At 66.3% G+C, this 11718-nt stretch carries 12 protein-coding genes; 7 read left to right on the top strand and 5 right to left on the bottom strand.

The window, feature by feature from the left end; all coding sequences use genetic code 11:
- Positions 1-25: 25 nt before the first annotated feature.
- Positions 26-1204 carry an adenylyltransferase/sulfurtransferase MoeZ gene (gene moeZ, locus M2432_RS00660; RefSeq protein WP_280825278.1) on the bottom strand — a complete coding sequence of 393 codons (1179 nt, stop codon included), beginning with the start codon at positions 1202-1204 and terminating at the stop codon, positions 26-28.
- A gap of 88 nt (positions 1205-1292) precedes the next feature.
- Positions 1293-2342, bottom strand: a complete 1050-nt coding sequence (locus tag M2432_RS00655; RefSeq protein ID WP_280824806.1) for a DUF3152 domain-containing protein — start codon at positions 2340-2342, stop codon at positions 1293-1295.
- A 244-nt stretch (positions 2343-2586) separates the two neighbouring features.
- Here M2432_RS00655 and M2432_RS00650 point away from each other — a divergent pair, with 244 nt between their 5' ends.
- Positions 2587-3267 carry a TetR/AcrR family transcriptional regulator gene (locus M2432_RS00650; protein ID WP_280824805.1) on the top strand — a complete coding sequence of 227 codons (681 nt, stop codon included), beginning with the start codon at positions 2587-2589 and terminating at the stop codon, positions 3265-3267.
- Positions 3268-3288: 21 nt separating this feature from the next.
- Here M2432_RS00650 and M2432_RS00645 read toward each other — a convergent pair whose 3' ends face one another.
- Entirely contained in the window at positions 3289-3531 is a 243-nt protein-coding gene (locus M2432_RS00645; RefSeq protein WP_280825277.1) for a DUF3107 domain-containing protein, read from the bottom strand.
- 269 nt (positions 3532-3800) lie between these two features.
- On the opposite strand from M2432_RS00645, the gene M2432_RS00640 reads away from it, so the two are divergent.
- A complete protein-coding gene (locus M2432_RS00640) occupies positions 3801-4676 on the top strand; it encodes a hypothetical protein (protein ID WP_280824804.1) in 876 nt (291 codons plus the stop codon).
- A 79-nt stretch (positions 4677-4755) separates the two neighbouring features.
- On the opposite strand, the gene M2432_RS00635 is transcribed toward M2432_RS00640, so the two are convergent.
- Positions 4756-5457, bottom strand: coding sequence for a ferritin-like fold-containing protein (locus M2432_RS00635; RefSeq protein ID WP_280824803.1), 702 nt, complete (start codon positions 5455-5457; stop codon positions 4756-4758).
- A gap of 358 nt (positions 5458-5815) precedes the next feature.
- Here M2432_RS00635 and M2432_RS00630 point away from each other — a divergent pair, with 358 nt between their 5' ends.
- The gene (locus tag M2432_RS00630; RefSeq protein WP_280824802.1) at positions 5816-7378 is read left to right on the top strand and encodes a DEAD/DEAH box helicase; all 1563 of its coding nucleotides are present in this window, start codon (positions 5816-5818) and stop codon (positions 7376-7378) included.
- A gap of 24 nt (positions 7379-7402) precedes the next feature.
- Positions 7403-8617 carry a hypothetical protein gene (locus tag M2432_RS00625; protein WP_280824801.1) on the top strand — a complete coding sequence of 405 codons (1215 nt, stop codon included), beginning with the start codon at positions 7403-7405 and terminating at the stop codon, positions 8615-8617.
- A gap of 45 nt (positions 8618-8662) precedes the next feature.
- Here M2432_RS00625 and M2432_RS00620 read toward each other — a convergent pair whose 3' ends face one another.
- Entirely contained in the window at positions 8663-9463 is an 801-nt protein-coding gene (locus M2432_RS00620; protein WP_280824800.1) for an AAA family ATPase, read from the bottom strand.
- 86 nt (positions 9464-9549) lie between these two features.
- Between M2432_RS00620 and M2432_RS00615 the strand changes: the two genes are divergently transcribed.
- Genes M2432_RS00615 through M2432_RS00605 form a run of 3 tightly spaced genes read left to right on the top strand, consistent with a single transcriptional unit; the run spans position 9550 to position 11707 of the window.
- The gene (locus M2432_RS00615) at positions 9550-10137 is read left to right on the top strand and encodes an acid phosphatase (RefSeq protein ID WP_280825276.1); all 588 of its coding nucleotides are present in this window, start codon (positions 9550-9552) and stop codon (positions 10135-10137) included.
- Positions 10134-11222: an isochorismate synthase gene (locus M2432_RS00610; protein ID WP_280824799.1), complete on the top strand. Its 1089-nt coding sequence runs from the start codon at positions 10134-10136 to the stop codon at positions 11220-11222. The genes M2432_RS00615 and M2432_RS00610 overlap by 4 nt, the downstream gene beginning before the upstream one ends.
- Positions 11219-11707, top strand: coding sequence for a GNAT family N-acetyltransferase (locus M2432_RS00605; RefSeq protein ID WP_280824798.1), 489 nt, complete (start codon positions 11219-11221; stop codon positions 11705-11707). The genes M2432_RS00610 and M2432_RS00605 overlap by 4 nt, the downstream gene beginning before the upstream one ends.
- Positions 11708-11718 lie beyond the last annotated feature (11 nt).

Here is an 11718-nt window from a genome sequence, read left to right as displayed (position 1 = left end):
AAGGTGTGCTTTGCCCAACCCGACGTCAGTACATCACCATGTCGGGCTCGAATTGCCGCGCCCAGGCGACAATTCCGCCCTGCAGATGGAGCGCGTCGGCGAATCCGGCCTTCTTCACCATCGCCAGCGCCTCGGCCGAGCGGACACCGGTCTTGCAGTACAACACCGGCGTGCGATCGTGCGGCAGCTCGGCCAGCCCGGCCCCGGACTCCAGCGTCGATTTGGGTATCAGCTCGGCGCCATCGATCCGGTTGATCTGCCACTCGACCGGTTCCCGGACGTCGATCAGGGCGATGTTGCTGCCGGCGACGAGCATCTCCCGCAGTTCAGCAGGCGTGACAGTGCTGTCGGCCGCTGCCGCAGCGACGTCGTCGGACACCGTTCCGCAGAACGTGTCGTAATCGATCAGCTCGGTGATCTTCGGGGCCGCCGGGTCTTTGCGAATCCCTATGGTGCGGTAGGTCATTCCCAGCGCGTCGTAGATCATCAGCCGGCCCAGCAGCGGTTGGCCGATACCGGTGATCAGCTTGATGGCCTCAGTACCCATGACCGCGGCGATCGAGGCGCACAGAATGCCCAGCACACCGCCTTCGGCGCAAGACGGCACCATGCCCGGTGGGGGTGGTTCGGGGTAGAGGTCGCGGTAGTTCAGGCCCAGGCCGTCGGGAGCATCCTCCCAGAACACCGAAACCTGACCCTCGAAGCGGTAGATGGAGCCCCACACATACGGCTTGTGCGCCAGCACCGCGGCGTCATTGACCAGGTAGCGGGTGGCGAAGTTGTCGGTGCCGTCCAGAATCAGGTCGTACTGGCCGAACAGGTCGACGGCGTTGTCGGCGTCCAGCGGGAACTCGTGCAGGTTGACCCCGACCAGCGGGTTGATCTCGTGGATCGACTCAGCCGCGCTCTGCGCCTTGGACCTGCCGATATCGGACTGGCCGTGGATGATCTGGCGCTGCAGGTTGGATTCGTCGACGACGTCGAACTCGACGATGCCGATGGTCCCGACGCCTGCCGCGGCCAGGTACAGCAACGTCGGCGAACCCAGTCCGCCGGCGCCTATCACCAGAACGCGCGCATTCTTGAGCCGTTTCTGCCCGTCGACACCCAGGTCCGGGATGATCAGATGGCGGCTGTAGCGCGCGACCTCTGCCCTGGTCAGTTCTGCTGCCGGCTCAACCAGCGGCGGCAACGGCGTCGACACCGCATCTCCTTCATCGTGATCAGCCACCCTGGTTACATCCTATTCGGGCCGACTCGACTACCGATCTCGGCAGCTTCCAGGCCGGGCGTCAGGGGATGGGGTATGGCCAGGGATTGAAACGGCAGGTCTTGCCGTCCACCTTGACCGAGTCGGGGTCGAACTTGGCGTCGTCGTTGTTACTGGTCGAGAAGGTCTGCTGCATCATGATCGGGGCCAGCCCGCCGTTGTCGCCGCACGGCTCGTGCAACCGGTACCCGATGGCGTGCCCAACTTCGTGGTTGACCAGGTACTGCCGGTACGACCCGATATCGCCCTGGAACGGCACCGCTCCCCGCACCCAGCGGGACTCATTGATGAACACGCGGGACTGGGCCTTGCCGCCGTCACCCGGGAAATAGGCCGGGTTGAAGCACGAAGACTCCAACGCGATGTCGTACCCACAGCCTTCACGGACCGTCATGGGCGAGGTCAGTGACACCCGGAAATCCGGCTGCTCGGGCACACTGGCGTCGATCCGGGTGAGTGCGAATTTCGCGTCGTGCGTCCAACTCTTCGGGTTGTCCAGGGTTTCACTGACCATCCGGCCGAACGCCTCGTCGCCACCGAAACTGGAAGTGTCGACGCCGTCCTCCACCTCGACTGTGTAGGTGAACGAGCGGGTGGTGCCCTGCCCGATCTTCGGCGTCGTGCCCGGCACGATGTGCCAGGTCTTGTCCCCGGCCTCGGTGTACTGACCGCCCTCGGGCAAGACCCCGGTGGGCAGATTCACATCGAATTGGGTGAGCCCCTTGGGCGGTGCGCCGACGATGGCGGTGCCACCGCCGTTGATGGTGGGCTGTCCGACCAGCGGACCGTGCACCTGCGTGGGCTGGGCCGTAGGCGTGTTGCCGACGGCCTGATACACCACGACACTGGTGACCACGGCGAGCACTGGCAACGCGTACGCGCGCCAGCCATAGGTCGACACAAATCGACCCAACCAGCTCTGTTTAGGCAAATGCTCGCGCCCGTCTCGGTTGGACCGCAAACGACCTGACCCCTCGGCCACCGGGTCGCGCTGGGCCCGCAACGGCTCATGCCATTCGTTGCGCAGCACGGGAACGCGACCGGCGCCGCCTTGGCCCGGGTCGTAGGTCACCGAACCAGGATGGCACAGACCTGCGCCAACGCAGATGACGGCACGCCACCGAATGCCGCGACGCCCGGGACCGACATCGGTAGGGCGGGCCGGCTGACACCCGCCGAGACCTCACGGTAGTAGTGTCGTGGCGATAAACTGCCGGTTCGCCCAGTATGAACACTGCGCGACGCAGCGAGGTCGGTCGCATGACCGAGTGCCGAACGTCACGGTATCCGTACCGATGAATCCAGATGAGGACGTGATGAGCGAGGTCGCCAACACCTCAGAGCACAGGGCCGCGCCGGCCGACAACGGCGGCGCGCAGAGCGGCTCTACCACGAACCGACGTGGCAATCGGCTGCCCCGCGACGAGCGGCGCGGCCAGCTGTTGATGGCGGCCAGCGACGTCTTCGTCGACCGTGGCTACCACGCAGCCGGCATGGACGAGATCGCCGATCGCGCCGGTGTCAGCAAACCCGTTCTTTATCAACATTTCTCATCCAAGCTCGAGCTGTATCTCGCGGTGCTCCAGCGACATGTGGAGAACCTGGTGTCCGGGGTTCGCCTGGCGCTGCGCACCACCACCGACAACCACGAGCGACTGCGCGCAGCGGTGCAGGCGTTCTTCGACTTCGTCGAGCACGACAGCCAGGGCTACCGGCTGATCTTCGAGAACGACTACACCTCCGAACCGCAGGTCGCGGCGCAGGTGAACGTTGCCACCGGCGCGTGTACCGACGCTGTGTTCGAGCTGATCAGCAGTGATTCGGGCCTGGAGGCCCACCGCGCGCGGATGATCGCCGTCGGACTGGTGTCAACCAGCGTGGACTGCGCCCGCTACTGGCTCAACAACAACCGGCCGATCACCAAGGAAGCGGCCGTCGAGGGCACCGTGCAGTTCGCCTGGGGCGGACTGTCGCACGTGCCGCTCACCCGTTCGTAAGCGGCACCCGCTCCATACGCCTCAGGCGTCCATGCCCGCCGCGACGCCGAAGCCGACCCGGCGAGAGTCGGCTGCACCGATCTCGACATAGGCGATCTTGGCGGTCTGGACCAGGAAGCGTCGGCCCTTCTCATCCGTCAGCGCCAGGACAGCGGCGTCGTTGCCCAGCGCATCGGTGATCAGCTTCTCCACTTCTTCGGGTGATTGCCCGCTGTTGAAGAACAGTTCACGCGGACTGTCGGAGATACCGATCTTGACCTCCACGCTGACCCCTTTCATTCGATGAGCTCGTCGTCCCATATGCCCCGGATCAATGGCACCGACGGTGACACAGACCATGGCGTCAAGGCTGTGGAAGGAAGGCTAGTGGACAGTGCGCCCCGCGTGCCGCTGTGGTCGTTCGCTGTCAGATAAAGCGTCGTCAGCGAACCGAGTCCCGACCGTTATCTGATCGTCAGCGCGTCAGCCTCATCTGTCACTTTCACACCACTAGCATCGGCCAGGTAAGCGCTAATCGATCGGGGACAGTTGCCATGACCAGGCCATATTCACGATATTCCACATCAACACCGGAATCGGCCGGTGGCTACGGGGACAGCCCTGCTCCGGCCGCCGACAGCTACGACAGTCCCGGCTCGTACTCCGGCGGTGCATATGGCTCATACAGCCCCGCCGGGGCTGCCACCGGCCTGGCCGACCGTCCGGACACCGACCGCTTGGACAACAGCCACCCGGACGCCGACCATGACGCCGCACCGGACGACGACGATTACGACGACGACGACGTCTATGCCTACGACGAACCGATCGATCGCCGCTGGATCTGGGTGGCTGGTGTCGCCGGCGCCATCCTGCTGGTTGCGGTCATCTGCACCGTCATCATCCTCGGTGGCGGCGACAGCGGCCCGGTAACCGCGACGCTGACCCCGGCCGCGCCAACCACCAGCCACGCCGCGCCGACGACGACGCCGTCGGCGTCCGCCCCGTCACCGACGGGCCGCCCGGCCACTCCTTCTACCAGCGCGCTGGCGCCTGAGACGGTCACCACTGTCACGCCGTCGCCGACCGCGGCGGTACCCACCGAAGCTGCCCCGGCGGTACCGGCTCCCGACGCCGTGCCCGCGCCGGCCTCAGCGGCTGCGAACACGGTCGTTTATCGGGTCACCGGCAACAGGCCTCTGCTGGACCTCGTCACGGTGATCTACACCGACTCTCAGGGCGCGCTGCAGACCGACCTCAACGTCGCCCTGCCGTGGTCGAAGGTGGTGACACTGAACCCGGGAGTGACCCTCAGCTCGGTGACCGCGACCAGTGTGACCGGTCAGCTGAACTGCTCGATCACCGATGGTTCAGGGGCGCCGATCGCCGCCCAGAACAACAACTCGATGATCACCACCTGCACCAGGTAGTGCTCGAACAACAGACTGGCCGGCGAGGATTCTCGCCGGCCAGTTCTCGTTCGTGGGGTGAAAGTCGGGTGAGGTGAGCTCAGTCGAGGCCGAGTTCACGCACCCGATTCGCATGCGTCTCTTGCAACCTGCCGAAGAACTCCGTCATCTGGGTCAGTCCCTCGCCGCTGGAGAGCACCAGGTCGACCAGATCCTCACGTTCGGCCATGACGAACTGGGCCTGGGTGATGGCCTCGCCGAGCAGTCGGCGCGACCACAACGCCAATCGGTGCCGCTGCCGGTCGCTGCTGGCGACCGCAGCCCGCACCTCGGCCACCACGAACTGTGAATGACCGGTCTCCGAGAGCACTGCGCGCACCACATCGGCGGGCTCCGCGGGCAGCGAATCTGCGATCTCCAAGTAGAAATCGGCTGCCAGCGCATCGCCGATGTAGGTCTTGACCAACGCCTCCAGCCAGGTGCTCGGTGTGGTCAGCCGGTGGTAATTCTCAAGTGCCGGAGCATATTTCGTCATCGCCGGAACAACATCGACGCCCCTGCGCGCCAACGCCTCGCGCAGTAGGTCGAAGTGCCCCATCTCAGCAGCGGCCATCCGGGCCAGGTTGATGCGCCCGGCCAGATTGGGCGCCATCCGCGCTTCCTCGGTCAGCCGGTAGAACGCCGCGACCTCGCCATATGCGAGCAAGGCGAACAGCTCGGTGATACCGGGATGGTCCGCGGACACGCCCGGTTTGACCGGAGTTGCCGCCTGCTCGGGCTGCGCCTGGGACGTCGAAGGCATGGCCCAACTGTAGTCCGCTCGGCGCGACGTGGCGGAACGGCGGATACGACCAGCTACAATAGAGCTGGCTGCGGCCAGTGACGAGCAAGTTCTGAGCTAATTCAGGGCCTGGTTCACGGGTTCCGTTCAGACGATGCCGAACCGGCCGCGACCAAAGAAATGTGCGTGCACGTGTTGGCCCGCCCTCCGCCCGCGACCATTCGCGTGAGCAGTTGGTTGGCGTAACTCAGACACCCCGGCCCCTCCGGGAGTGTTCGAGCCTCGCCCCTGGGCCCAGTGTTTTCTCGTCAGACTCGTGCGCGCGTGGACAAATGCGAGTAACTGACTCGGAAGACACCGGAAGGCATCCACACCCCGCATGACCGCACTGAATAACAAGACAACCCCTGAAATTTCATTCTCTGACCTGGGCGTTCGCGACGAAATCGTGCGCGCGTTGGCCGAGGACGGCAAGGAACATCCCTTCGCCATCCAGGAGCTGACCTTGCCGCTCGCGCTCGCCGGCGACGACCTGATCGGCCAGGCCCGCACCGGCATGGGCAAGACCCTGGCGTTCGGCGTCCCGCTGTTGCACCGCGTCTCGTCCGACGAGAACCGCCCCCTGACGGGTACGCCGCGCGCCCTGGTCGTCGTCCCGACCCGCGAGCTGTGCATCCAGGTCCATGGCGACCTGGCGATGGCGAGCAAACATCTGCCTGCAGATGACCGCAAGTTCAGCGTGGAAGCCATCTACGGCGGACGTCCCTACGAGCCGCAGATCGAAGCCCTGCAGAAGGGCGTCGACGTGGTCGTCGGCACGCCCGGCCGCCTGCTGGACCTGGCCCAGCAGGGCCACCTCCAGCTCGGCGGGCTGAGCGTCCTGGTGCTCGACGAGGCCGACGAGATGCTGGACCTGGGCTTCCTGCCCGACATCGAGCGCATCCTGCGGCTGACTCCGGACTCACGTCAGGCGATGCTGTTCTCGGCGACCATGCCGGACCCGATCATCACGCTGGCCCGCACCTTCATGAACCAGCCGACCCACATCCGGGCCGAAGCGCCGCATTCGGCGGCCACCCACGACACCACCGAGCAGTTCGTCTACCGCGCACATGCCCTGGACAAGGTGGAGATGGTCAGCCGCATCCTGCAGGCCGATGGCCGCGGCGCGACCATGATCTTCACCCGCACCAAGCGCACCGCGCAGAAGGTGTCCGACGAACTCGCCGAGCGTGGTTTCAAGGTCGGCGCCGTGCACGGTGACCTGGGCCAGATCGCCCGCGAGAAGGCGCTCAAGTCGTTCCGCCAGGGCAGCATCGACGTGCTGGTTGCCACGGACGTGGCAGCTCGCGGCATCGACATCGACGACATCACCCACGTCATCAACTACCAGATCCCCGAGGACGAGCAGTCCTACGTGCACCGCATCGGCCGCACCGGGCGCGCCGGCAAGACCGGCATCGCGGTGACGCTGGTGGACTGGGACGAGCTGACCCGCTGGGCGCTGATCGACAAGGCACTGGGTCTGGATTGCCCCGATCCCGCCGAGACCTATTCGCGCTCGCCGCACCTGTACGAGGAACTGAACATCCCGACAGACGTCACCGGCTCGATCGGTCCGTCGACGGTCAAGCCCGCCAAGCGGTCGCGTACCGACGAACCGGGCGCGAAGCGCGAATCGAGCGCCGACGCCGACCGACCGGCCCGCGCCCGCAGCCGGTCGCGGCGCCGCACCCGCGGTGGCGAGGCCGCGACGGGTCACGTCGAGGGAGCGACCGAGGCCACGCCCGCCGAGGCCGCCACCCAGGCTGACGATGCTACTGCCGAGTCCACCCACTCGGGGCGCCGTCGTCGGCGCCGCCGCCCGCGCAAGGACTCGGCATCGGCGACCCCGGCAGCTGAGGCTCAGGCTGCGGCCCCCATTTCGTCCACAGCCGAATAGCCGCAGGTCTGTCGGCGCCCACAGATGGTCAAACCCGAACGACGCACCAAAGCCGACCTGATCGCCGCCGCCGCAATCGTGCTGGCGGTCGCAGTCGGCGCGACGCTGATCTGGTGGAACAGCGACGCGCGCGCAACCGTCATCAAACAGGCAGCCACGACCGTGCCTGCACTGCACACCGCCAGGTCGGTGCCGACCGCGCTGCATGAACTGTGGACGCAGCCCAGCGCCAAGACCACCCAACCGGTGGTGGTCGGCGGCTCGGTGGTGACCGGTCAGGGCAAGCAGGTCGACGGCCGCGACCCGGCCACCGGCGCGTCACTGTGGAGCTTCGCGCGCGGCGTCGACCTCTGCGGCGTCACCTCGGTGGCCCAGTACGCGGTGGCTGCCTACCCCGACGTCCGTGGCTGCGGACAGATCAGCACCGTCAACGCGGTCACCGGTCATCGGGGACCGGCCCGCAGTAGCGTCGCCGACGACGAGGTGACGCTGTCCACTGACGGCAGCACCGTCCTGTCGTACGGCGACAGTCGACTGGAGCAGTGGCGCTCGGACATGGTCCGAATGATCAGCTACGGCTACCTGGACGCCCACGTCAAGCCGGGTGTGCCGGCCTCGCCGCTGTGCCGTCTGGTCTCGGCGGCCGCCAGCCCGGCGTCGATCGCGGTTATGGAGGCCTGCCCGAAGCAGGCCGACATGCGGCTGACGCTGCTCAAGCCGGCCAAAGAGGAAGACCAGCCTGACATCAAGCGGGTATCTCAGCCCGGGGTGAGCGTTGACTCCGACGCGAAGGTAATCGCTGTCTCCGAGACCAAAGTCGCGGTGTATGTGCCGACGCCCCAGCCGGCGGTCAACCTGATCGACGGGACCGGCGGCACGATAGCCAGCACGCTGATGCCGGCGCCGGCCACACCGGTGACCGCGATGACCCGGGCCGGAGACCTGATCACCTGGTACACCGGCGATTCGGTGATGGTGTTCGACGCCGCAGGGCTGAACTACAAGTACACGATCAGCCCGCAGGACGGACAGGCTCCGATCGGGCCCGCCACTGTCATGGCGGGTCACCTTTTGGTGCCGGTCACCACCGGCTACGACACCTTCGACACCCAGACCGGAGCAGGCCAGTCCCATATCCCGCTGGACCGCCAACCGCTCAACGGCGCGGTGATCCCGGCGGTCGCGGGGTCGGTGCTGCTGGAGCAGCGTGGGGATCAACTGGTCGCGCTGGGCGAGTGATTTGTGCACGTTTTAGGGGGCTGACCGCCCCTTTTCGTGCATAAATCACACTTCAGGGGTGAAGATCGGCAGCGCCTTGTCCTTCTTCCAGTGCTTGAGCAGCGAATCCGCCAGCTCCCGATATGCCAACGCGCCCTTGTTCTTTCGTCCGGCCAACACCGATGACCCGGACGCGCTGGCCTCGGCGAAGCGCACAGTCCGTGGAATCGGCGGGGCCAGCACCACCAGGCTGTAGCGGTCAGCCACGTCCAGCAGGACGTCGCGACTGTGCGTGGTGCGCGCGTCGTAGAGCGTGGGCAACGCACCCAACAGGCGCAGATTCGGGTTGGTGATCTGCTGGACGTCGTTGACCGTCCGCAGGAACTGTCCGACACCGCGGTGTGCGAGCGTTTCGCATTGCAGCGGCACGATCACTTCGTCGGCCGCGGTGAGCCCGTTGAGGGTCAATACCCCCAGGGATGGCGGGCAGTCGACGATGATGACGTCAAAGCCGTCCAGCTTGGCCAGCGCCCGTTTCAGGGCATATTCACGGCCTGCCCGCATAAGCAGCATGGCCTCGGCACCCGCCAGATCAATGTTCGCCGGCAACAGCGTCATGCCTTCGTCGGTCGAGACCAGCGCAGCATCGGGCTCGACCTCCCCCAGCAGCACCTCGTGCACCGAAACCGGCAGCTTGTCCGGATCCTGGCCCAGCGAAAACGTCAAACATCCCTGCGGATCGAGGTCGACGAGCAGAACCTGCTGCCCCTCGGCCGTCAGCGCCGCCCCCAGCGATGCCACTGTCGTCGTCTTTGCGACCCCACCCTTTTGATTGGCGACCACCAGTACCCGCGTCACACCATTCATCCTGGCATGCAATCAACCGGTCGCGCCTGCTGTGAGGCAGAATCGCGGGCGTGAGTAACGGAGGGGATCAGCTGGCACACCGGCTGATGTTGCTTCGACACGGTGAAACGGAATGGTCCAGCATCGGCAGGCACACCGGGCGAACCGATCTCGAATTGACCAGCGAAGGTCGAGAGCAGGCCCGCCTGGCCGCCGATGCCTTGGCCGAGCTGCAACTGTCCGACCCCATTGTGATCAGCAGCCCCCGCCAACGCGCCGTCACCACAGCCGAACTGGCCGGTCTGCACATCGCCGAGACCACCGAGCTGCTGGCCGAGTGGGACTACGGCGAGTACGAGGGCCTCACCACAGCGCAGATCCGTGCGCAGGAGCCCAACTGGCTGGTGTGGACGCACGGGTGTCCCGGCGGTGAGAGCGCGGCCGACGTCAGTGCTCGGGCCGACCGTGCCGTGCTGCTCGCACTGGAGCACCTCGTGACCCATGATGTGGTGTTCGTCGGGCACGGCCACTTCTCCCGGGCAGTGATGACCCGGTGGATCGAACTGCCGGTGTCCGACGGTATCCGGCTGTCGATGGCTGCCGCGTCGATCTCGGTGTGCGGTTTTGAACACAGTGTGCGTCAACTCGTTGCGCTGGGACTGACCGGCCACCCCAACCCGTGTCTGCCGGCGTGACTCCGGTCTTTGTGCTGGCCGGTCCCGATGGTGTCGTACTGGCCGACGGCCCTGCCCGCAGGTTCGCCGACCTGGCCTCGGCGCGCGCCGCACTGTCCCGCCGTGAAGTACCAATCCTGTTGGGTGCCTTACCTTTTGACCTCTCGGCACCGGCGGCACTGATGTCACCCGAGCGGGTGGCGTTCGGAGCCGCGCTGCCGCCCTGGCCGCGGACCGAGCTGCCCCCGGTACAGGTTGAGGCGATGCTGCCGGCCCCGCAAGTACACCGGGCCCGCGTCGCCGCGGCGGTGTCGGCGCTGCGTGACCCGACCGGCGGACTGCACAAGGTGGTACTGGCCCGGGCGCTGCAGCTGACCGCCGAGGCACCGTTGGATGTATCAACCCTGATCACCCGACTTGCCGAAGACCACACCGCCACAGCATTTTTCACCGACCTGTCTGCCGCCGGACCGGACTACGCGGGTACCGCGCTGATCGGCGCCAGCCCGGAACTGCTGGTGGCCCGCCGTGGAGATGTGGTGACCTGCAAGCCATTTGCGGGCTCTGCACCCCGTTCCGCAGATCCCGACACCGACAGCGCCAACGGAGCCGCGCTGGCCGCGTCGGCGAAGAACCGCCATGAGCACCAACTGGTGGTCGACATCATGCGCGAGGCGCTCGAACCGCTGTGCTCCGAGTTGCAGATCGCGCCGGAGCCCAGGCTCAGCGCCACCTCCGCGGTCTGGCACCTGAGCACACCGATCGTCGGCAAGCTGCGCGACCCATCAACGACCGCACTGGATTTGGCAGTGGCACTACACCCGACACCGGCGGTCGGCGGCGTCCCCACCGCGGCCGCGACCGACCTGATCACCGAACTCGAGGGCGACCGCGGGTTCTATGCAGGTGCGGTCGGCTGGTGCCGAGCCGACGGTGATGGCCGCTGGGTGGTGTCCATCCGGTGCGGTCAGTTGTCCGCCGACCGCCGCACCGTGAACGCCCGCGCCGGTGGCGGTATCGTCGCCGAATCCGACCCCGACGACGAAGTCGCCGAGACCACGACGAAATTCAAAACCATCCTGACCGCATTGGGGGTACCGCAATGACCGTCACCATCCGCCGCGTCCGGCCCGGCGATGAAGTCGAGATCACCGCGATGATCCATGAGCTGGCCGCCTTCGAAAAGGCTGCCGACGAGTGCACGGTCACCGAAACCCAGATTCGCACAGCGCTTTTCGGCGCCGACGGCACGGCCCCGGTGGTATTCGGACATCTGGTGGAGATCGATGACCGGACCGCCGCCTTCGCACTGTGGTTCCTCAACTTCTCCACGTGGGACGGGGTATCCGGCATATACCTGGAAGATCTGTTCGTGCGTCCGGAATTCCGGCGCCGGGGCCTGGCCCGCACCCTGTTGTCGATACTTGCCCGCGAATGCGTTGACAACGGCTACTCCCGGCTGCAGTGGGCAGTGCTGAACTGGAACGTCAATGCCATTGCGCTGTACGACGAAGTGGGCGGCAAACCGCAGACGGAGTGGACCACCTACCGGGTCAGCGGCGCGGAACTGACTGCGCTCGCCGACAGCTGATCAGGCAAAAG

The organism is Mycobacterium sp. OTB74, from assembly GCF_029892685.1.
Taxonomy (GTDB): Bacteria; Actinomycetota; Actinomycetes; order Mycobacteriales; family Mycobacteriaceae; genus Mycobacterium.
The sequence above is the reverse complement of the archived record's forward strand: the minus strand, read 5'-3'. Positions and strand labels throughout refer to the sequence as shown.

What these genes read in the sequence shown, in the direction of transcription:
- M2432_RS00650 (WP_280824805.1), top strand. Translation starts at nt 2,587, where the DNA reads ATGAGCGAGGTCGCCAACACCTCAGAGCACAGGGCCGCGCCGGCCGAC.
- M2432_RS00640 (WP_280824804.1), top strand. Translation starts at nt 3,801, where the DNA reads ATGACCAGGCCATATTCACGATATTCCACATCAACACCGGAATCGGCC.
- M2432_RS00635 (WP_280824803.1), bottom strand. Translation starts at nt 5,457, where the DNA reads ATGCCTTCGACGTCCCAGGCGCAGCCCGAGCAGGCGGCAACTCCGGTC.
- M2432_RS00630 (WP_280824802.1), top strand. Translation starts at nt 5,816, where the DNA reads ATGACCGCACTGAATAACAAGACAACCCCTGAAATTTCATTCTCTGAC.
- M2432_RS00625 (WP_280824801.1), top strand. Translation starts at nt 7,403, where the DNA reads ATGGTCAAACCCGAACGACGCACCAAAGCCGACCTGATCGCCGCCGCC.
- M2432_RS00620 (WP_280824800.1), bottom strand. Translation starts at nt 9,463, where the DNA reads ATGAATGGTGTGACGCGGGTACTGGTGGTCGCCAATCAAAAGGGTGGG.
- M2432_RS00615 (WP_280825276.1), top strand. Translation starts at nt 9,550, where the DNA reads ATGTTGCTTCGACACGGTGAAACGGAATGGTCCAGCATCGGCAGGCAC.
- M2432_RS00605 (WP_280824798.1), top strand. Translation starts at nt 11,219, where the DNA reads ATGACCGTCACCATCCGCCGCGTCCGGCCCGGCGATGAAGTCGAGATC.